The 19,772-nt window shown below is 69.9% G+C and carries 19 protein-coding genes; 14 read left to right on the forward strand and 5 right to left on the reverse strand.

The features are described from left to right. Positions 1 to 125: 125 nt before the first annotated feature. Positions 126 to 1,736 carry a helix-turn-helix domain-containing protein gene (locus NQK81_RS42990; RefSeq protein WP_257486080.1) on the forward strand — a complete coding sequence of 537 codons (1,611 nt, stop codon included), beginning with the start codon at positions 126 to 128 and terminating at the stop codon, positions 1,734 to 1,736. Between the two features lie 4 nt (positions 1,737 to 1,740). Here the strand turns inward: NQK81_RS42990 and NQK81_RS42995 are convergent, their stop codons facing one another. Next, positions 1,741 to 2,376 carry a DUF1345 domain-containing protein gene (locus NQK81_RS42995; RefSeq protein ID WP_257486081.1) on the reverse strand — a complete coding sequence of 212 codons (636 nt, stop codon included), beginning with the start codon at positions 2,374 to 2,376 and terminating at the stop codon, positions 1,741 to 1,743. 182 nt (positions 2,377 to 2,558) lie between these two features. On the opposite strand from NQK81_RS42995, the gene NQK81_RS43000 reads away from it, so the two are divergent. Continuing rightward, positions 2,559 to 3,776 carry a hypothetical protein gene (locus tag NQK81_RS43000; protein WP_257486082.1) on the forward strand — a complete coding sequence of 406 codons (1,218 nt, stop codon included), beginning with the start codon at positions 2,559 to 2,561 and terminating at the stop codon, positions 3,774 to 3,776. After that, on the forward strand, positions 3,773 to 4,195 hold the full coding sequence (locus NQK81_RS43005; protein WP_255632516.1) for a hypothetical protein: 423 nt from the start codon (positions 3,773 to 3,775) through the stop codon (positions 4,193 to 4,195). The genes NQK81_RS43000 and NQK81_RS43005 overlap by 4 nt, the downstream gene beginning before the upstream one ends. On the opposite strand, the gene NQK81_RS43010 is transcribed toward NQK81_RS43005, so the two are convergent. Beyond that, entirely contained in the window at positions 4,177 to 4,578 is a 402-nt protein-coding gene (locus NQK81_RS43010) for a winged helix-turn-helix transcriptional regulator (protein ID WP_257486083.1), read from the reverse strand. The genes NQK81_RS43005 and NQK81_RS43010 overlap by 19 nt on opposite strands. 98 nt (positions 4,579 to 4,676) lie before the next feature. Here NQK81_RS43010 and NQK81_RS43015 point away from each other — a divergent pair, with 98 nt between their 5' ends. Continuing rightward, positions 4,677 to 5,510: an alpha/beta fold hydrolase gene (locus NQK81_RS43015; RefSeq protein WP_257486084.1), complete on the forward strand. Its 834-nt coding sequence runs from the start codon at positions 4,677 to 4,679 to the stop codon at positions 5,508 to 5,510. Between the two features lie 21 nt (positions 5,511 to 5,531). Next, entirely contained in the window at positions 5,532 to 6,179 is a 648-nt protein-coding gene (bluB, locus tag NQK81_RS43020) for a 5,6-dimethylbenzimidazole synthase (protein WP_257486085.1), read from the forward strand. A 414-nt stretch (positions 6,180 to 6,593) separates the two neighbouring features. Here the strand turns inward: bluB and NQK81_RS43025 are convergent, their stop codons facing one another. The 3 genes from NQK81_RS43025 to NQK81_RS43035 form a co-directional block, all read right to left on the reverse strand. Continuing rightward, complete coding sequence (locus NQK81_RS43025) at positions 6,594 to 7,595, reverse strand: HEAT repeat domain-containing protein (protein WP_257486086.1); 1,002 nt, start codon at positions 7,593 to 7,595, stop codon at positions 6,594 to 6,596. Beyond that, complete coding sequence (locus tag NQK81_RS43030) at positions 7,589 to 8,251, reverse strand: HEAT repeat domain-containing protein (protein ID WP_257486087.1); 663 nt, start codon at positions 8,249 to 8,251, stop codon at positions 7,589 to 7,591. The genes NQK81_RS43025 and NQK81_RS43030 overlap by 7 nt, the downstream gene beginning before the upstream one ends. A gap of 154 nt (positions 8,252 to 8,405) precedes the next feature. Further along, complete coding sequence (locus NQK81_RS43035; RefSeq protein WP_126734265.1) at positions 8,406 to 8,906, reverse strand: MarR family winged helix-turn-helix transcriptional regulator; 501 nt, start codon at positions 8,904 to 8,906, stop codon at positions 8,406 to 8,408. 196 nt (positions 8,907 to 9,102) lie between these two features. On the opposite strand from NQK81_RS43035, the gene NQK81_RS43040 reads away from it, so the two are divergent. From NQK81_RS43040 to NQK81_RS43080, 9 genes are read left to right on the forward strand one after another with little or no spacing between them, the layout of a single operon-like run. Next, entirely contained in the window at positions 9,103 to 10,149 is a 1,047-nt protein-coding gene (locus tag NQK81_RS43040) for a 2,5-dihydroxypyridine 5,6-dioxygenase NicX family protein (protein WP_257486088.1), read from the forward strand. Further along, positions 10,146 to 10,943 (forward strand): maleate cis-trans isomerase family protein, encoded by a 798-nt coding sequence (locus NQK81_RS43045; protein ID WP_306856017.1) that lies wholly within the window; start codon positions 10,146 to 10,148, stop codon positions 10,941 to 10,943. Before NQK81_RS43040 ends, NQK81_RS43045 begins: the two co-directional genes overlap by 4 nt. Beyond that, the gene (locus tag NQK81_RS43050; protein WP_257486089.1) at positions 10,921 to 12,192 is read left to right on the forward strand and encodes an FAD-dependent monooxygenase; all 1,272 of its coding nucleotides are present in this window, start codon (positions 10,921 to 10,923) and stop codon (positions 12,190 to 12,192) included. Before NQK81_RS43045 ends, NQK81_RS43050 begins: the two co-directional genes overlap by 23 nt. 34 nt (positions 12,193 to 12,226) lie before the next feature. Further along, positions 12,227 to 13,615 carry an MFS transporter gene (locus tag NQK81_RS43055; RefSeq protein ID WP_257486090.1) on the forward strand — a complete coding sequence of 463 codons (1,389 nt, stop codon included), beginning with the start codon at positions 12,227 to 12,229 and terminating at the stop codon, positions 13,613 to 13,615. Next, entirely contained in the window at positions 13,612 to 14,478 is an 867-nt protein-coding gene (locus tag NQK81_RS43060) for an FAD binding domain-containing protein (protein ID WP_126734261.1), read from the forward strand. The genes NQK81_RS43055 and NQK81_RS43060 overlap by 4 nt, the downstream gene beginning before the upstream one ends. Continuing rightward, positions 14,475 to 16,880: a xanthine dehydrogenase family protein molybdopterin-binding subunit gene (locus NQK81_RS43065; RefSeq protein ID WP_257486091.1), complete on the forward strand. Its 2,406-nt coding sequence runs from the start codon at positions 14,475 to 14,477 to the stop codon at positions 16,878 to 16,880. Before NQK81_RS43060 ends, NQK81_RS43065 begins: the two co-directional genes overlap by 4 nt. Continuing rightward, complete coding sequence (locus NQK81_RS43070) at positions 16,877 to 17,377, forward strand: (2Fe-2S)-binding protein (protein ID WP_192741901.1); 501 nt, start codon at positions 16,877 to 16,879, stop codon at positions 17,375 to 17,377. Before NQK81_RS43065 ends, NQK81_RS43070 begins: the two co-directional genes overlap by 4 nt. Then, positions 17,374 to 18,015 (forward strand): SRPBCC family protein, encoded by a 642-nt coding sequence (locus tag NQK81_RS43075; RefSeq protein ID WP_257486092.1) that lies wholly within the window; start codon positions 17,374 to 17,376, stop codon positions 18,013 to 18,015. Before NQK81_RS43070 ends, NQK81_RS43075 begins: the two co-directional genes overlap by 4 nt. Further along, positions 18,002 to 19,471: an isochorismatase family protein gene (locus NQK81_RS43080; protein ID WP_257486093.1), complete on the forward strand. Its 1,470-nt coding sequence runs from the start codon at positions 18,002 to 18,004 to the stop codon at positions 19,469 to 19,471. The genes NQK81_RS43075 and NQK81_RS43080 overlap by 14 nt, the downstream gene beginning before the upstream one ends. The last annotated feature ends 301 nt before the right edge of the window (positions 19,472 to 19,772 follow it).

Below are 19,772 nucleotides of genomic sequence, written 5' to 3' on the forward strand. Positions count from 1 at the left end.
GCGCGGAATGGGACGCTGGGACGAAATCTCGCCTCTGACCTGCGGCGACGTCGGGTCGGGAGACGTGATCTCGCGAATTCGCGCGGCGAAAGGCCCGCGATGGGACACTGATATCCGTCCGGGACATGGCGCGGAGGGGGCGCAGCGGGATGGCGAGTGAGGCGGCTGCCACGCTGGCGGCACTTCTCACCGAGTACAAGGAGCGGAGCGGCCTGAGCTACGAACAGCTCGGGCGCAAGGTGCATTCGAGCCGGTCGACCGTGCACCGCTACTGCACCGGAAGGAACGTTCCCGCCACCTTCGCGCCGATCGAGGCGATCGCGACGGTGTGCGGCGCGAGCCGCGAGGATCTCGCGAAACTGTACCGGGTGTGGGAGCGCGCGGACCTGGGCGAAACCCCCGTCCCCGAACCGCTGGTCATCCCTGACACCGACGCGGTGGAGCCCCATCGCAGGCGGCCGCTGACGCATATCGCGCTCGTCGTCGTCCTCGCGGCGGTCCTGCTCGCCGGAGGCGCCGTGGCGACCCCGCCGGACCGGCAGGCGCAGGTCACGGCACCCGCGGTCCAGGCGGCGATGTGGACGAACGCGCCACGCACGCTCGATCCGGAGTTCGTCGGGGTGACGACGAACTCCAACACCGGGCTGATGCCGACGTTCCGCGTCGGCTCCGTCCGGTTGTGGAACACACGCACCCGGTGGCAGAACCTGGAGCCCGCCCGCGGTCAGTACGACTGGAAAACACTCGAACGGCTGGTGACCGGTGCCCGTGGTGCCGGTTTCCCGGTGGCCCTGACCTTCGGCGGCACCCCGTCGTGGGCGAGCCCGAACAGCCCGAAGTCCGTCTACACCGACGATTCCCGCACCGGTCCGCCCGACGACCTCGCCGACTGGGAACGGTTCGTGCGGGCCGTCGTCGAGCAGTATCGAGGCCGGATCGACGCCTACGAACTGTGGGACATGGCCAATCATCAGGACTTCTTCTCCGGATCGATGGCCGGTTTGGTGGAGATGACGCGCAGGGCGAGCCAGGTGATCAAATCCGCCGACTCAGCCGCCACCGTGGTCTGCCCGTCCATGGGCGAGCTCTGGGATCCCGCGGCGTTCGAGGGGTTCCGGCGGTTCGCGAAGCTCGGCGGCTACGACCATTGCGACGCCGCCGCGATGAAACTGGCTCCCCGCAACGATTCCGACCCACCGGAGACGATGCTGCCGCTGGCGCAGGAGATCGAAAAGGTGCTGCAGGAAGCCGGCGCCGGCATCAGGTTGTGGAGCACCGGCTCGGCCTACGACGTGAACAGGCAGCGGCCCGTCGACGAGGATCGGGGTGCGCAGCACGCTGTCCGGTTCTTCCTGTCCGGTCTCTACGCGCAATACCGCCGCATGTACTTCTACAACTGGGGCAGCGCCAAGATCCCCATCGTGCTGCAGCCCGCGGGCGGTCCGCACACGAAGGCGGCGCGACACGTGGAACGCCTGCACACCTGGCTGTCCGGCAGCCGGATCCATTCCTGCGGGCAAGGGCGCGCGGCCGGATTGCCCGATCACCTGTGGCAATGCCGCTTCGATCAGGGCGGCAAGGACTTCCTGATCTGGTGGACCATCGACCGGTCCGAGCGGATCCCGGCGGCTCGGGGCGCCACGTCGGCCGAAGACCTCGACGGGAGGAGCACGCTGGTGGAACCCGGTGCGGATGTCACCGTCACCGGCAGCCCGATCCTCCTGAAACTGGGCTGAGGCTTCAGCCGCTGTTCAAAGTGGACACGACCGCCGCCACGGTCACCGTGTTGAACACGAACGCGATGACCGCGTGCGTGGTCACGGTCCTGCGCATCTCCCGGGAGACGACGTCCACGTCGGTCGTCCCGAAGGTCGTCATCACGGACACCGCGAAGTAGATGTAGTCGGACCACTCGGCGGATCCGTCGCCGGGGAACCGCAGGGCCTCGCCTTGCTCGACCACGTCGTCCGCGTGGTAGGCGATCGCGAACGAGACCAGGACACAGATCCACGCGACGACGACCAGCGCCACCGCGACGCCGACGCGCGCGCCCGCCGGCAGGCTCTCACCACCGAGGCCCGGCATCCACACCACCGCCACCGCCAGCGCGGCCGCCGCGATGGTGATCGACACTCCCGGCCCCGGCGCGGTCCCGAAGACGTATCGCTGGGCGAACGTGCCGCGGCTTTCCCGGCTCGCCCAGTCGTGGATCTGCTCCGAGGTCGCCACGCCGAACGCGGCCACCGTCACGACGAGGTAGCCGACGAGATACGCGAGAAGGACCAGAACACCCGCGTCGACCAACGAGATCGACAGCACGTCCTCGCGGAACACGATCGTCAACGTGGCGACGACCAGCGCGAACGCGGCGCTCAAGCCGCTCCTGCGGCGCTCGGACAGCCAGATCCGAGCCGTTTGGCGAGACAGCGTGATCTCCTTTCGCCGATGATCGGGTCAGTTTCGCACGCGGTACTCCGTTCCAGTGATGTGACATTTCATGGCAACCTGTCAGACTTCGGGAGCGTCGAAGGAACACTTCCGGAGTACGAGGGGGACGAATGGGGCAGGGGTTCTCGGTCGAGCCGGCCGCAGTGCGCGCGCTGGGAGACCTGGTCCTGCGGGCGAGCGCGGGCGCGGACTCCTATCGGCTTTGGTTCGAACGGCTGGTCGGGGCCGGGTTCGACACCGAACGCGGTGAAGGTTTCCTGGCCGCCGCCTGGCCGAAACTGGACGAGTGGCAGCGCGCGGCGCTGACCCAGTCGGGGTTCGCGGCCAATCTCGCCGCGGGCGGCGGGCACGAACTGCGGTGCGTCGCGCACTGGTACGGCGTGGTGGACGCACGCGCGGCCGAGTTGCTGGACCGGCTCAACCCGGAGCCGGACGCCGCGCGGATCCCGGTGGACGAAGTGCGCGACCCGGCGGGGGCCGCGGCGTTCCGCGACGCCGTCCTGGTCGGATACGGCGGACCCGACCCGGCGGCCGTCACCGATCCGTCCTGGTGGCCGGTGAAGGCCGAGCAGGAACGCGAGAAGCTGCTCGATCTCGGCGGGTCGCTGGGCGACGTCGCCGAGGTGATCAAGATGCTCACCGGGTCCGACAAGGACTTCATCACCATGCTCGCCGACCTGCTCGTCGGCGACTGGACCGTGCTGCAGGAGCAGGCGGTGCTCTACCACGACGCCGCGATCGGGCTGGAGAACATCGCGGCCAACATCAACCAGGGCCGGTTCGGGATCCAGGGGGTGTGGGCGGGGGAGGCCGCCGACCGCGCGAAGAACTGGCTGGCCGACTACCGCGCCTGTGTGCTGCAGCTGGCTCAGTACTTCCACGGCGCGTGCCGGGCGATCCAGGCGCTGGCGAAGCTCGCGTACCACATGATGCAGGAGATCAGGCACGGTTACAGCTCGGCGATCGACATCGCGCTGCTGATCCTCACCAAGGGCAAGAAACTCGGGCTGGAGCGCGGGGTCCGGGTGGCGGAGATCATCAGCGAGGCACTGTCCGAGCTGGGACGCCGCGGCAAGCTCGTCAACATCTTCCAGGATCCCGAGCTGCGCGACATCATCCACCTGGTGCTGTCGTTCAACGAGATCGTCGGGATCATCCAGACCTGGATCAGCGCCGCACTCGGGCTGGCACACGCTTTCGCGGGGGAGAAGACGCTCGACGAACTGCTGGAAGCCACCATCGCGATGGGCGAACCGCCGCAGTGGCCGCAGGACTACGAACACCGGGACGCCGAGTGCCCGGCCAAGAGCAGGCGGGTGAAGCTGTGACGGGACACGAGCTCTTCGGCTCCGAGCAGGGTGAGCGGGCACGGCAGACGGCCATGCGGCTGCTGGCGGCGACCGGCGGCGCCGCCGGGGACTTCGCGGGGGAGGTGCTCGCCGGGCGACGGCGGCCGCACGAACTGCTGGCCCACGGCCCGGTACTGGACGAATTCGTCCAGGAGGCGCGCGGCTGGTGGCGGATCATCGACGCGTTGCCCGCGGAGGAACGTCAGCGGCTCGCCGGCGAAGCCTGGTCGTCCCTGGAACGGCAGGTCGGCGAACTGGCCACTTTGGACGTCGACGACGCCGTCGCGGAGCTGGAAAAGCTGTCCGCGCCGGCGCCGGAACCGCCCGCGCGGAAACCCCGTCCCCGGGACGACGAAGACGACGACTGGTCCGAGCGGTCCTATCTGGAGCCGCTCTGAGCCGGGGCCTCGTCCGCCTTCGCGTTGGCCTCGTCGATCCGGGCCATATGCTCTTCGGCCCAGTTCCGGAGCGCCGCCAGCGGCACGTCGAGCGACCGGCCGAGGTCGGTCAGCCGGTAGTGCACGCGGGGCGGCACGGTGGGCTCGACCCGGCGGTCGACGAGCCCGTCGCGGACCAGGCTGTGCAAGGTCACCGAGAGCATTTTCTGGGATACGCCGGGGATCCTGCGCCGTAACTCGGCGAACCGGACCTCGTCCGGAGCCGCCTCCGCGAGGACCTTGACCGCCATCGACGTCCATTTCGTGCCGATGCGATCCAGCAGACGGCGAGTGGGGCATTCGGGGTCGAACAGATCGCCACGCCGTGTCCGCTCGGAGGTCACCTGGAGCTCACCACCTGTGGGGAAAGTGCCGTCTTGGCGGCACGCCGGAAGTTACCTACGGTTTTCTGGTAACCAATGGTAACCACAGTGGAGGCGACGTGCCCGAGGTACGACGGATCGGCATCAACGGCATCGAGGTCGACGTGGCCGTCGCGGGCAGCGGACCCGCGGTCCTGCTGCTCCACGGCTTCCCGCACACCTGGCGGCTCTGGAGCGAGGTCATCGGCCCGCTGGCCGGGAACCACCGGGTCATCGCCCCGGATCTGCGCGGGCTCGGCGGCAGCACCCGCGCCGCGGACGGCTACGACGCGGGCACGCTGGTCGCCGACGCCGAAGGCATCCTCGACACCCTCGGCGAATCCACCGCGGACGTCGTCGCCATCGACGCCGGCACACCGGTCGCCCTCCTGCTCGCCTTGCGGCGGCCGGATCTGGTGCGGCGGCTCGTCGTGATGGAGTCGCTGGCGGGTTCGCTGCCCGGCGCCGAGGACTTCTTGGCGGGCGGCCCACCGTGGTGGTTCGGCTTCCACGCCGTTCCCGGCCTCGCCGAAAAGGTCCTGATCGGGCACGAGGCGGAGTACATCGACTGGTTCCTCGCGGCGGGCACGCTCGGGCGCGGCGTGCCGCCCGAGATCCGCGACGCCTTCGTCGACGCCTACACCGGGCAGGACGCCCTGCGCTGCGCCTTCTCCTACTATCGCGCCATGCCGGACTCCGCGCGGCAGATCGGCGAAGCGGTGGCGGGCGGCAGGCTGGCGATGCCCACGATGACGATCGGCGCCCATCCGGTCGGCCGTGCGCTGGAACGGCAATTGCGCCCCGTCGCCGACGACCTCACCGGTCACCTCATCGAGGACTGCGGCCACATCATCCCGCTGGACCGGCCCGCGGAACTGCTCCGCCTGCTGACCCCGTTCCTCGCCGTCCCTTGAGTCCCAGGCACGATCAAGCGCATGACGCGTGAGACAGAGGACGGTTCGCTGTACGGCACGATCTTCCGGCGACGGGACACCAGGGCCGAGTTCACCGGGGAGCCGATTCCGGAAGAGGTACTGCGCCGCGTGCTGAGCGCGGCCCACGCCGCGCCGAGTGTGGGCCTGTCGCAGCCCTGGGATTTCGTCGTGGTGTCCGATGTGGACCTTCGAAAGCGGTTTCGCGAGCACGTGCTGGCCGAACGGGAGGTTTTCGAGGATCGGCTGGACGCCGAACGGGCCGGTGTCTTCGCGAACATCAAGATCGAGGGGATCGTCGAGTCCTCCGCCGGGATCGTGGTCGGCTACGACCCGGCACGCGGCGCGCCGGACGTGCTGGGGAGGCACGCGATCGCCGACGCCGGCCTGTACTCGGTGTGCCTGGCCATTCAGAACCTTTGGCTGGCGGCGACCGCCGAAGGGCTCGGCGTCGGCTGGGTCAGCTTCTATCGCGAGGAGTTCCTGCGCGAATTGGTCGGTTTCCCCGGAAACGTCCGTCCGGTGGCGTGGTTGTGCGTCGGCCCGGTGCGGGACCTGCCCACCGTCCCCGATCTGGAGCGGCACGGCTGGCGGGAACGTCTTCCGCTCGACGCCGTGCTGCATCACGAACGGTACGAGCCGCGTGGATGAGCAGGCGCCCGACTTAAGCGATTGGCGCGGGTAAGGCAAAGGTGACGTGTCGCGAAAGCCGCTTTCGCAACCATCAACGTTGCGAAAGTGGCTTTCGCAACGTCAACGGTCTGCCGAGGCCGCGCTGGCGGACATGGTCGCCTTCAACGGCGCGCCGATCCGCTGCTTCTCCTGACACGCTCCTGCTGCCACTGTTGCCGTTTCGCCGCTCGGGTGTTCCCAATGTCGCATTCGGGACGCTGAGTGTCTCTAATGCGACATTGGGAACACCCGAACCCAGCGTGCCGCCGCAAGCGCCGCGTGAGCCGAGTTGTCCACAGGCAGGCCGGGTTGGTGGTTGGCTGCGTGTCGAGAAAGCCGACGGGCCCACGAACGCACCGCCCTGAAGTGTCCCTTGTGGACGGACAAGACCGCTTATCCTTCAACCGTCCGGTCCCGGCCGGCCAGGGCGGCCGCGATCAGCGCGACAGCCGGATCGGCGTCCCCGGCGAGCCGCTCCAGCAGGCCGCCCGCCTTGGCCCCCGGAATCTCCGCCAGGGCCTGGACCACGCGGATCCGGACCGCGGAATCCTCGGTGAGGGCGTCGGCCAAGGCGGCCACGATCCGTTCCTCCGATCGTGGGTTCTCCACCAGCGCGCCCAGGACCTCCGCGGCTTCGACGTCGTTCGTGCCGTCGACGATCATGCGGACCAGGACGGGGATGGCCGCGGTCGTGCCTCTCCCGCCCAGGGCGAGTGCGGCGGGCCCGCGCACCCTTGCGTCGGAGTCCCCAAGCGCCTCCGTGAGCGCCTTGTCCGCTTCCTCGCCGGTGATCTCGGCCAGCGCCAGTACAGCGCGCTGCCGGACGTCGGCGTCGTCCGTACGCAGCCCCGCCGCCACCTCGGCCACCCCCTCGCCGCCCGCCCGCGCGAGAGCCCAGCGCAGGGCTCCGGCGACGTTCGGGTCGGCCTCGGTCAGGATCGCGCCGGCGATCCGGTCGGCGGGAACCGGCAGGTCTTCGGCCGGATTCAGGACGGCCTGCTGGCGACGTGCCGCGTGAGGCGAAGTGAGCCCTCGCAGGAGTTCCACGATGCGGAGGGCGTCCTGCCAGTCCGATGGCGCGGACGCGTCGACCGTGCGCAGCCGCGCGAGCAGCTCCTGTTCCCGGTTCAGCCGGTCTTCCGCCTGGCGGATGAGGTCGCCGACCAGCGTCGACGGCGTGAAGGTCGGATCCTCCAAGGCGCGCGAGATCTGGCGCAGCGACAATCCCAGCGAGCGCAGGCTTTCCACGTGGAAGATCCGGCGGATGTCCTCGTCCTGGTACTCCCGGTAGCCGCCGACGGTGCGTCCCGTCGGCCGCACCAGCCCGAGGGAGTCGTAGTGGCGCAGCATCCGGGAGCTCACTCCCGAACGCCGCGCCACCTCGCCGATCAGCACGCCGATCCTCCGGCCTGCGGGCCGAGCGCCACGATCCGTTTCGCCTCGTCCGCGGTCACGTCGAAACTCGCTTCCGGGTCGCGGCGGAGCCGCTCCGTGGCGAAGGCGTGCGCGCGCACCGCGTCGTCGCGGCTCTCCGAGGCCTTCCGCAGGGCAGGCTCGCAGGCATCCCCGAGCGCGACGAGCGCCCGGCTGAGGCTCAGCCGCCTGTTCCGGTCACCTCGGCCGAGCTCGATGGCCAGTTCCGCGGCCAGCCCGGCCCGTGCGTCCTCCGGCACGAGGATGACGGCCGCACGCCAAGCGCTCCGCGCGACTTCGTCGTCGGCGTCGTGCAACAGGGACTCGGTGATCGCGGGCCAGGCGGTGCGGTCCCCGATCTTCGACAGGGTGTGCAGCGCCTGGCTCCGCGCCTGTGCCCGCTCGGATCGGAGCTCCACCAGCAGCTTGGGCACCGTGCTCGCCGGCGGGAGCCGGGTCAGCGCCCAGGTGAGCATGTCGCGGACGAAGAAGTCGGGCTCGACCGCGCAGCGCGCGACGAGGGCGTCGGTGAAGCGGGGGTCGGGCCGGGTGCCTGCGGCCATGGCGGCCTTGAGCCGCGTCGACGAGTCCTCGGCGCCGAGCGCGTCGAGCAGCGGTGTGTCCGTGGTCGGGTTCATGGGAACCACCTCCTGCGCTTCAGTGAAGACCTTGTCACGATGTCAAGGTCAACCCCGGAGCGCCGGAACCCGGCGTGTCGGCCTCGGTGTCTGTTGGTGAACCCGCGTCCGCGATCGACGTCGCGAGGCACGTCGCAGCTCCGCCGACAGGCTCTCAGCGCAGCTTGTCGACCTCGGCGATCCGCTCCCAGCGGGCACCGAGCGCGTTGAGCAACGCCGCCATGTCGACGTCGTCGTCGCCGTCGAGGAGCGCCTTGTCCAGGCGGCGGGCGCGGCGGTTCACCTGGCTCAGGACCGACTTGCCTTCGTCGGTGAGCGAAAGCAGTTTGCGGCGCGCGTCGTGCGGGGATTCGACGCGCTGGATGAGACCCCGCCGTTCGAGCCTGCGGCACAGGTCGGCCATCGTCGAGGTGTCGAGCGCGACGGCGCCCGCGAGTGAGCTCTGGTCGCTGCCGGGATAGGCGCGGACCGCCGACAGGACCGCGAACTGCGGGCCGGTCAGCACCGGATCCACATGGCGGTTCCACGCGGCGAGGTACGCCTGGTACAGCCTGCGCGCGCCGTAGCCGGGAGCCGCCAGCAGGTCCGACGGCGTCGCGGGAGCGACGGCCGGCGTGTCGTCCCTGCGCCGGCCCGTGCGCGCCGATTCACCCATCGTTGCTCCTTGTCGGCTCCAACCCGCTGCCCGGGCCCCCGCGGTGATCCTACGTGTCCGGACGGTTGCTCACCGGCAGGCCGCCGAGATCTGTCCGCGGTCACCTCTTGCGTATCCGGATGGTACGTGTTCGTATGAAGACCGGTCTTCCGTACCCGGATAGTACGTGCTCGGATCAATATGGAGGTGGTCGGCGATGGACCGGAACCTGTTCAACGACATCTGTTTGCGCCAGTTGACGTTCTCGGGGGTGCACGAGGGCGAGACCGTGGTGGTGCTGACCCGCGGCGGTGAACGGGCGGAGTACGCCGACGCCTTCCTGTGGGCCGCCCAGCAGCTGGGTGCCTCGGCGTACCACATGCGGCTGCCGTCGCCGGTCAGCGCCGCGGGCGCGTGGGCGGTCGGCGACTCGGGGCTCGGGAACATCCCGCTGGCGGTCGAGGCGCTCAAGAGCGTGGACATGGTGGTCGACTGCACGTTCCTGTTGTTCAGCAAGGAACAGTTCGCCATCCAGGACGCGGGCACCCGGATCCTCACCGCCGTCGAACCGCCCGAGCTGCTGGCCAGGCTCATGCCGACGAAGGAACTGCGCGAGCGGGTGGAGATCGGCGCGGAACTCCTCGCCAAGGCGGGCACGATGCGGATCACCAGCCCGGCGGGCACCGACGTCACCTATCAGCTCGGCGTGTACCCGACGATGTCCGAATACGGCTACACCGACACCCCCGGCCGCTGGGACCACTGGCCGGCGGCGTTCGTGTTCACCGGCGGGGCCGACGACGGCGTCGACGGGAAGATCGTGCTGTCGCCGGGGGATGTGCTGCTGCCGTTCAACACCTACGTACAGACGCCGGTGGAGATCACCATCGAGCAGGGGTTCATCCGGGACATCCGCGGTGGCGCCGGATCGTCCGGACTGGACGCGGATCTGCTGCGCTCGTACATCGAGAGTTTCGACGATCCGCGCGGCTACGGGATGAGCCACGTGGGCTGGGGGCTCGACGAACGCGCCCACTGGCACGGCCTGACCCAGTTCCCCGGCGGGATGGGCATGGAACTGCGGAGTTTCTACGGCAACGTCATGTTCTCCATCGGCCCCAACAACGAGCTCGGCGGCCCGAACGACACGCCTTGCCACTTCGACATCCCGATGCGCGGCAATTCCCTGTACCTGGACGACGAACTGATCGTCGACAACGGTGAGCTGACCGTCGCCGAGATGCGTCCGGCGGCCCGCCGATGACCGACCACCACATCGGGATGATCGTCCCCAGCTCGAACCTCACCATGGAGACCGAGCTGCCACGCATGCTGCGCGCCAGGGAGGAGGCCGAGCCGGGGGACCGGTTCGTCTTCCACTCCGCGCGGGCCAGGATGCGGCACGTCGAACCCGAACAGCTGCGGGCGATGAACGCCCAGGCCGGGCGCGCGGCGGCCGAACTCGCCGACGCCAAGCCCGACGTGGTCGCCACCGCGTGCCTGGTGGCGATCATGGCCCAGGGCCCCGGTTATCACTGCACCGCCGAGGACGACATCACGCGCGTGCTGCGCGAAGAGGGCTGCGAGTCGCCGGTCGTTTCCAGCGCCGGAGCGCTGCTGTCCGGGCTCAGCGCGCTCGGCGCCCGCAAGGTCGCGATCATCACGCCGTACATGAAGCCGTTGACCAAGGCGGTGGCGGACTACATCGAGGACGCCGGGTTCGAGGTCGCGGACGCGCTTTCCCTCGAGGTCTCCGACAATCTCGCCGTCGCCCGGCTCGACCCGGCGGGGCTGCGGGAGCATCACCGGAAACTGAATCTGTCCGATGTGGACGCACTCGTACTCTCCGCCTGTGTCCAGATGCCTTCGCTGCCCGCGATCCAGCCGGTGGAGGACGAGATCGGGATCCCCGTCCTGTCCGCGGCGACGGCCACGACTTTCCGGATCCTGTCGGAACTCGGCGTGGAGCCGTGGGTGCCCGGCGCGGGGAGCTTGCTCAAGGGCGCGAAAGCCATGACGAAGACGGGAGGCGGCCATGGCCGCGAGTCAGTCGTTTGAGGTCGTTGTCGTCGGCGGCGGGCTCGGTGGGCTCTGTGCCGCGTTGTCCCTTCGGCAACGAGGTCTGCGCGTCACCGTGGTCGAGGCCGCCCCTGCGCTGGGCGAGATCGGCGCGGGGATCCAGACCGCGCCGAACGCCAGCCGGATCCTCATCGGGCTCGGCCTGCGCGCCCGGCTCGAGCGGGTGCGGACCGAGCCGCAGGACCAGGTGCGCCGTCGCTGGGCCGACGGGAGCATCATCGCCCAGCTGGAGCTCGGCAGGCGCGTGACCGACCAGTACGGCGCGCCCTATTGGCACTATCACCGCGCCGACCTGCACGGAGTCCTGCTGGACGCCTGCCTCGATCCGGACGTCCCCGGTCCGGTGGTGCGGGTGGCGACCGGCGCACGGGTGGTCGACCTCGACCGGACGGTGCCGGACCGGCCGGCGGTGATCACCGCCGACGGACGCCGGTTCACCGGTGACATCGTGGTCGGAGCGGACGGCATCCGGTCTTCGGTGCGCGACCTCGCCGGGTTCGACGACACCCTCGCGTTCTCCGGCGAGATGGCTTACCGCGCCCTGATCTCCGGCGATCTCATCGCGCAGGACCCCGCCACCCGGTTCCTCGTCGACCGGTACCACTCCACGATCTGGTACGGCCCCAACAAACACCTGGTGCACTACATGATCCGCGGCGGGGAGTACCTCAACGTGGTCGCGATCGTGCCGTGCACCGAAGCGGTCGCCAAGGACTGGAGCGGCCCGGCCACCGCCGCCGAACTCGCCGCCGAGTACCACGACTGGGACGATCGGGTTCCGACGATGCTGGCGAAGGCGAAGGACGAGGACGTCTCGGTGTGGGCGATGTACCGCCGCCGCCGTGACCCGGTCTGGGTCGACGGCCGGGTCGCCCTGCTCGGCGACGCGTGCCACGCGATGCTGCCGTACCAGGCGCAAGGCGCGTCCCAGGCGATGGAAGACGCCGCGGTGCTGGCCGAGGAGCTGGGGCGGGTCACCCGCGACGGGATCGACGGAGCCTTGGTCCGCTACGTGGACCGGCGTGCCAAGCACGCGGGCATGGTCCAGGACGCTTCGCTGCAGAACATGGACTTCTACCATCTGCCCGACGGTCCCGAGCAGCGCGAACGGGACGAGAAGCTGCGGCGCTTCGACGGCGAATCCGACGTGTCCTACGACTGGCTGTGGAACGGCAGCCCGCTCACCGACCCCGACACCGAGTCCATCCACTACCAGTTCGCCCGCTGAGGCGCGCTGGCCGGCAATCGCATCGGAGTGGTTCATGCGTACTGGTGATCAGATCGTCCAGGACCTGCCCTGGCGTTGGAGTGTGCAGGGAAAGATCTTCCTCATCGGCGGGCTGGGCTACATGTTCGATGCCTGGGACGTCGCGCTGAACGGATTCCTCACCCCGCTGGTCGGGACGGAATTCGGGTTGTCCGCCGGCGGGAAGGGCCTGGTGGCCACCGCGAACCTGATCGGCATGGCCGTCGGCGCGGTCGTCTGGGGCACGATCGCGGACCGCATCGGCCGGAAGCGGGCGTTCAGCGTCACGCTGCTGCTGTTCGCGCTGTTCTCCGTGCTCGGGGCGTTCGCGCCGAACGTCGAGACGTTCCTGGCCCTGCGTTTCCTGGCGGGGATCGGCCTCGGCGGCTGTATCCCGGTCGATTACGCGATCGTCAGCGAGTTCTCCCCGCGTAAACATCGAGGCCGGGTCCTGTCCGCGATGGACGGCTGGTGGCCGATCGGGACCACGCTGGCCGCCGTCACCGCGACCCTGCTGCTCCCGGTCGAGGGGAACTGGCGCTGGATGCTGGTGCTGATGATCCTGCCGGCGCTGCTGCTGTTCTGGGTGCGGCGTGGGGTCCCGGAATCGCCGCTGTACCTGGTGCGCAAGGGCCGTGAGGCGGAGGCGCGGGCCGTGATCGACGACCTCGTGCGCCGCACGGGCGCGACACCGGAGCCGTACACGGTCCCGCCCGCGGTGGTCGAGGACACCCGCGGTGGCGCGGTCGCGGCCGCGTTCGACCAGTTGCGCCGGGTGTGGGCGTTCAACCCGCGCATCACGGCGGTCGCGTGGTCGCTGTTCATCAGCGTCATGCTGGTCTACTACGCCGCGCTCAGCTGGATGCCGTCGATCCTGCGGGCTCAGGGATTCGGTGAGATCGCCGCCTTCGCGTCGACCGCGCTCATGAACGCGACCGGCATCGTCGGTGTCGCGGTGGCCGTGCTCCTGGTCGACAAGGTCGGCCGCAAGCGGATCATCATGGTCGCCGGTCCGCTCACCGCGCTGTCGCTGGTGGTGTTCTCCCTGCTGCTCGACACGCCTGCCGCGGCGGTCGTGGCGATCGGCGCGTTCGGCCTGTTCGCGCTGGTGGTCATCCCGGTGATGTACGCCTACGTGTCCGAGCTGTACCCGACGGAACTCCGGGCCTCGGGGTTCGGCTGGGCGTCGTCGTCGAGCCGGGCGATCACCGGTTTCGCGCCCCTGCTGTTCGGCAGCGTGCTGTGGCCGGTGCTCGGGTTGCCCCTCACCTTCGCCGTGCTGGGTGTGCTCGTGGTGGCCGCGGTCCTGTTCATGAAGGTGGGCGCGCCGGAGACCCGCGGCCGCGAACTCGACCGGATCGTCGACCCGGCCGGGCCATCCGCCGAAACCAGGTCGGCTCTGTGAAGCCCGCCGCGTTCCGGTACCACCGGGCCCACGACGTCACCGACGCCGTCGGCCTGCTCGGCGAACTCGCCGCGGCGGGCGAGGACCCGAAGCTCATCGCGGGCGGGCAGAGCCTGATGCCGATGATGAACTTCCGGCTCGCCCGGCCGACGGCGCTGGTGGATCTGGGCCCCCTGCGGCGGGAACCGGCGCTGAACTCGTTCCGGCGTAACGGTTCCAGCCTCACGATCGGCGCGCTGGTCACCCATCGGGCGGTCGAGGTGGCCGAGTTCGGGCCGGATTTCGACGTGCTGTCCCGCGCGATGCGGTGGGTGGGGCATCTGCCGATCCGGTCCCGCGGAACGGTGGCGGGCAGCGTCGTCCACGGTGACGCGACCGCGGAATGGTGCCTGCTCGCCCTGTTGCTCGACGCGGTGATCGTCGCCGAAGGTCCGCGCGGGCCCAGGGAGATCCCGGCCGAGGAGATGTTCCACGGCTTCTACACCACGGCCGTGGAACCCGACGAGGTCGTGACCGCGGTGCGCTTCACCCGTCCGTCGCCCCGGGCCGCGCTGACCGAGTTCGCCCGCCGTCACGGTGATTTCGCGATCGTCGACGCCGCGGTGAGCATCGACGCGGAGCACGGGGGCAGGGTCGTGCTCGGCGGTGTGGCCCCAGCGCCCGTCCGGGTGCCCGAGGCCGAGGCGCTGCTCGACGGCGGCGTCCCGGGACCGGAGCTGTTCGCCGAGTGCGGGGAGGCCGCCGCGGCGGCCATCGATCCGCCCGACGACGCGGCGGGTAGCGCCGCCTACCGACGGCGGCTGGCGCGCACCCTCGTCACCCGGGCGCTGCACGAGGCCTGGGAGAAAGGAGAAACGCGATGACTCCGCGGTTCGACGGGCGTAACGGCCGCTGGGTCGGCGCGTCCGTGCCCAGGCGCGAAGACCCCCGGTTCCTCACCGGCCGGGGCCGCTTCGTCGACGACATCCAACTGCCAGGAATGCTGCATGCGGCCTTCGTCCGTTCGACGGTCGCGCACGGCACGATCACCGGGATCGATCTGTCGGCCACCTTGGCGGTCGACGGCGTTGTCGCCGCTTACACGGCAACCGACCTCGATCTCGGTGACATCGTCGCCCTCCTCGACCGTCCGCCCGAGGAGTTCTCGCCGACCGCGATGCCGATCCTCGCGAGGGAGAAGGTGCGGTTCACCGGCGAACCGGTGGCGCTGGTCGTCGCGCGTGATCCGTACAGCGCCGAGGACGGCGTCGAAGCCGCGGTGGTGGACTACGAGCCGCTCGGGGCGATCGTGTCGGAGGAGTCGGCGTTCGCCGCGGACGCGCCGCTCGTCCACGACGAGGCGCCGGGCAACGTGCTGGTCGACGTGTCGATGTTCGACACACCCGGTGTCGACGCGGCGTTCGAGGCCGCCCGCGCGGGCGGCGGCCGCGTCGTCGAGGTCGTCACGAAGAGCGGACGGCAGAACGCGCTCCCACTCGAAACGCGGGGAGTGGTCGCCTCCTGGGACGACCATGACGACCAGTTGCTCGTCCAGATGTGCACGCAGGTGCCGCATCAGGTGCGCACGGCGATGGCCCGTTCGCTGCGGGTCCCCGAACGCACCGTTCGCGTCACCGTCCCGGACATGGGCGGGGGTTTCGGGCAGAAATGCGTCGTCGGCCGTGAGGAGATCGCGGTCGCGGCGGCGGCCCGGCGGCTGAACCGGCCGGTGAAGTGGATCGAAGACCGCCGTGAGGCGCTCACGGCCGGATTCCTTGCCAGGGAACAGCGTTACCGCACGCTGGCGGCGTTCGACGAGGACGGGCGGATCACCGCGCTGGACGTCGACGTGGTCTGCGACATGGGCGCGTACTCCTGTTACCCGTTCACGGCGGGGATCGAGCCGCTGATGGCGTCGGCCGAGATGCCGAGCGTGTACCAGGTGCCCGAGTACCGCGTCCGTGCCCGCGCCATCGCGAGCAACAAGGCACCGACGGCGCCCTACCGCGGGGTCAGCCGTCCGCAGTACGTGATGGCGATCGAACGGGTGATGGAACGCGCGGCCAGGGAACTCGGCCTCGACCCGGTCGAGATCCGGCGGCGCAACGTGATCACGCAGTTCCCGTACACCGGCGTCAACGCCATCACCTACGACCCCGGCACCTACCGCGAATCGCTCGAACTCGCCGAAGCGGCGATCCGGGACGAGGGCTGGTACGAGTTCCGGGACCGTGCCGCCGCCGAGGGCAGGCATATCGGCATCGGCTACTGCTGCTTCTCCGAGCGGACCGGATACGGCTCGGGTGCCTTCGCCAAGCGGAAGATGGCGGTGGTCCCCGGTTTCGACATCTCCGAGATCCGGATGGACACCACCGGCTCCGTCGTGGTCACCAGCGGCACCATGAACCACGGCCAGTCCCACGAGACGACGCTGGCGCAGATCGTGGCCGACCGGCTGGGGCTGCATCTCGACCAGGTCAAGCTCCGCCAGGGCGACACCGAGCGTATCGCCTACGGGTGGGGGACTTTCGCGTCCCGCTCGGTGACGATCGGTGGCTCGGCGGTGTCCCTCGCGGCAGGCAAGCTCGGCGAACTGTTGTGCAGGATCGCCGCGCACCTGCTCGAGACGAGTCCCGACAACGTCCGGCTCGACGGTGACGGAGGCGTCGTCCAGATCGACGATCCGGAGCGGCGCGCGTCGTTCGAGGAGATCGCCGACGTGGCCTACCTGCGCAGTCACCTGCTGCCCAAGGACGTCGAACCGACGTTGACGGCCACGGCGAGCTTCGACGTGCCCGGCGACGGCACGTTCTCCAACGCCACGCACGCCGTGGTCGTCGAGGCCGATCCGGGCACCGGCCAGATCAAGATCCTGCGCTACGCCTGTGTCGAGGACTGCGGCGTGGTGATCCATCCGCAGGTCGTCGACGGCCAGTGCCGTGGTGGGATCGCGCAGGGCATCGCCGGCGCGCTGTTCGAGGAGGTCACCTACGCGGGCAACGGGGAACCGTCGGCCGCGAGCTTCATCGACTACCTCGTCCCGACCGCGACGGAGATCCCCGACATCACCGTCACCCACCTCGAAACCCCTTGCGCCTTCACGGAAAACGGTGCGAAGGGCGCGGGGGAGGGCGGCACCATCGGCGCGCCGGCCGCGGTGCTGAACGCGATCAACGACGCGCTGCGCCGCACCGGGGTCGAACTCGACACGACCCCGGTCCACCCGCAGACCGTGCTCGCCGCGCTCGACGCGGAGATCCACCAGGAAGTGAGCGTCCCATCATGAGCGACCGGCACCTGATCGTCCTGAACGTCAACGGCGAGGCGCACGAGGCCCTCGTCGAACCGCGCAAGACCCTGCTCGACGTCCTGCGCCACGACCTCGGGCTCACCGGCACCCACGTCGGCTGCGAGCACGGCGTGTGCGGTGCCTGCACCGTTCTCGTCGACGAGGAACCGGTGCGGGCGTGCCTGATGTTCGCCGTCCAGGCGGAGTCGGCCGAGATCCGCACGGTCGAATCGCTGGGACGCGACGGGGAACTTTCCGATCTGCAGCGGTCTTTCAGCGAGCACCACGGCCTGCAGTGCGGGTTCTGCACGCCCGGGTTCCTCATGCTGGCCGAGGGATTCCTCGCCCAGCGGCCGGACGCGGGGCGCGAGGAGATCCGGGAGGCCGTCTCGGCGAACCTGTGCCGCTGCACCGGTTACCAGACCATCGTGGACGCGATCGAGGCGACCGCGACCCGCCGATGCCACGCCCAGCAGAAGGAGGCGACAGCGTGATCCTGGAAAACCAGCTGTCCGTACCGGCCGGACCCGACGAGGTCTTCGCGTTGATCAACGACGTCGAGCGGGTGGCCGGTTGCCTGCCGGGCGCGACCCTCGACGGGCGGCAGGACGACGCCTATCTCGGCCGCGTCAAGGTCAAGGTCGGCCCGATCACCGCCGCCTACTCGGGCACCGTGCGGTTCACCGACGTCACCGCCGCCGACCGGAGCCTGCGGCTGGTGGCCAGGGGAGCGGACGCCCATGGCAACGGCGACGCCGAGGCGGACGTGACGCTGACCGTGCGCGAGGCACCCGGCGGCGCCACCATCGAGCTGCGCACCGATCTCTCGATCCGCGGCAAGCTCGCCCAGTTCGGCAAGGGCGCGATCGGCGCCGTCTCCACCCGGCTGCTCGACCAGTTCGCCCGCAATCTCGCGGACCAGCTGGAAGGAGGTCCCGCGCCGGTGGCGAAACCCGCTCCGGCCGACGGCGGCGAAGCCCTCGACGGTCTCGCGATGCTGGTGCCCGACAACGTCAAACGCTACGGCGTGATCGCGGCCGCCGCGGCCCTCGGGTTGTTCCAGGGCTGGTTGCTGGGCCGGATCCGTACTCAGGACAAACTGATCAAGGAGTTGCAGCGTGCCCGTCGATAAAGGCCTCGACAGCGTGTACGACCGAGCCGGTTTCGGCGCGAGCGTGCCGCGCGGATCGCGCCCGGCCCTGGTCGTGGTCGACCTGACCCGCGGGTTCACCGAGCCCGGTTTCCCGTCTGGGGCAGACCTCACCGCCGAAGTGACCGCGACCGCCGCTCTCGTCGCCGAGGCGCGTCGGCAGGACATCCCGGTGATCTACACCGCGATCAGCTACACACCCGCCGAAGCCGACGGTGACGGCGTCGCGTGGCTTCGGAAAGCGCCAGGGATGCGGGCGCTGCGGGAAGGAAGCGAGGCGATCGCCCTCGACCCACGGCTCGAACGGCGTGAAGGCGACCATTTGATCCTGAAGAAGGGCGCGTCGGCGTTCAACGGGACCTCGCTGGCCGCGCTCCTGACGAGTCTGGGCACGGACACCGTCGTCGTCTGCGGCGCGACGACTTCGGGATGCGTCCGCGCGACCGCGGTCGATGCCGTCCAGTCGGGCTTCAACACGCTGGTCGTCCGGGAAGCCTGCGGTGACCGCGCTCAGGGACCGCACGACGCCGCTTTGTTCGACCTGCAGGCGAAATACGCGGACGTCGTCGACCTTGACGATGCGTTGGCGTACCTCGCGGAACAGGATCACCGCACGCTCGGTCAACCCGCGTTGGCGGATCTCGGCGACGTTCCGGCGACCAGCCGGTGGGTGCGCTCGGGATCGGTCCGGCTGCACGTGCTCGACTACGGGCCGTCCGACGGAGTCCCGGTACTCGTGCTGCCGGGGATCACCAGCCCGGCGGTCACGATGGACTTCGTCGCGCGGGAGCTCACGGACCTCGTGCGCCCGCTCGTGCTCGACGTCCGCGGGCGCGGGCTGTCCGATGACGCGCCGGACTACGACCTGGCGAGCTACGCCGCGGACGTCGAGGCGGTCGTGGACGGACTCGGGCTGCGCGATCCGATCCTGTTCGGACACTCCATGGGCGCGCGGATCGCCGCACGGGCCGCCACCAGCCGGCCGTACCGGGGCACGGTGCTGGCCGACCCGCCGCTGAGCGGCCCCGGACGGGCGCCGTACCCCACCACCCTCGACGCCTTCCTCGGGCAACTCGCCCAGGCCCGCCGGGGCACCGACGCCGACGAGGTCGCCCGGTCCTGGCCGCGATGGCCGCGCCGGGAACAGGAACTGCGTGCTCGCTGGCTTTCTTCGTGCTCCCGGTCCGCGATCGCCGCGACCCACGCCGGTTTCGAATCGGAGGACTTCTTCGACGACTGGCCGAAGGTGCCCTCTCCGACCTACTTCCTGTACGGCGGCGCGAGTCCGGTCGTCACCGCCGACGGCGCGGCCGAAGCGGCCGAACGCAATCCGTCGGCGGAACTCGTCGAGATCCCGGGGGCCGGGCACATGATCTTCTGGGATGAGCCCGAGGCCGCCCTCGGCGCTTTACGGGACGCTTTGCGAAAGCTGTTGTGAGGGGGTTGCGAAAGCCACTTTCGCAACGTTGACGGTGCGCGGTCCCGTTGGTCGTGAGTGGCGATTCGGGTTCTAGCCGAGGGTGTCTTAGGTACCTACTGGCTTCCGGCCGCCGTTGCCCCCGGGCCCGGTCTGTGGGGGCCTGGGGGCTGGAGCCGGTGTCGCGAAAGCCACTTTCGGGACACCAGACGTCTCGAAAGTGGCTTTCGCAACCCCCGGTCAAGCCCAGCACCCGGCGGTATCGAGTGGGTCTGGTCTCGTGAGTGGCGATTCGGGTTCTAAGCCGAATCGCCACTCACGA

The organism is Amycolatopsis roodepoortensis, from assembly GCF_024628825.1.
GTDB classification, from domain to species: domain Bacteria; phylum Actinomycetota; class Actinomycetes; order Mycobacteriales; family Pseudonocardiaceae; genus Amycolatopsis; species Amycolatopsis roodepoortensis.

Coding starts and splice junctions, on each gene's coding strand:
- NQK81_RS43045 (WP_306856017.1), top strand. CDS start 10,146: ATGACCGACCACCACATCGGGATGATCGTCCCCAGCTCGAACCTCACC.
- NQK81_RS43030 (WP_257486087.1), bottom strand. CDS start 8,251: ATGAACCCGACCACGGACACACCGCTGCTCGACGCGCTCGGCGCCGAG.
- NQK81_RS43035 (WP_126734265.1), bottom strand. CDS start 8,906: ATGGGTGAATCGGCGCGCACGGGCCGGCGCAGGGACGACACGCCGGCC.
- NQK81_RS43065 (WP_257486091.1), top strand. CDS start 14,475: ATGACTCCGCGGTTCGACGGGCGTAACGGCCGCTGGGTCGGCGCGTCC.
- NQK81_RS43055 (WP_257486090.1), top strand. CDS start 12,227: ATGCGTACTGGTGATCAGATCGTCCAGGACCTGCCCTGGCGTTGGAGT.
- bluB (WP_257486085.1), top strand. CDS start 5,532: ATGACGCGTGAGACAGAGGACGGTTCGCTGTACGGCACGATCTTCCGG.
- NQK81_RS43000 (WP_257486082.1), top strand. CDS start 2,559: ATGGGGCAGGGGTTCTCGGTCGAGCCGGCCGCAGTGCGCGCGCTGGGA.
- NQK81_RS42990 (WP_257486080.1), top strand. CDS start 126: ATGGCGCGGAGGGGGCGCAGCGGGATGGCGAGTGAGGCGGCTGCCACG.
- NQK81_RS43050 (WP_257486089.1), top strand. CDS start 10,921: ATGGCCGCGAGTCAGTCGTTTGAGGTCGTTGTCGTCGGCGGCGGGCTC.
- NQK81_RS43070 (WP_192741901.1), top strand. CDS start 16,877: ATGAGCGACCGGCACCTGATCGTCCTGAACGTCAACGGCGAGGCGCAC.
- NQK81_RS43040 (WP_257486088.1), top strand. CDS start 9,103: ATGGACCGGAACCTGTTCAACGACATCTGTTTGCGCCAGTTGACGTTC.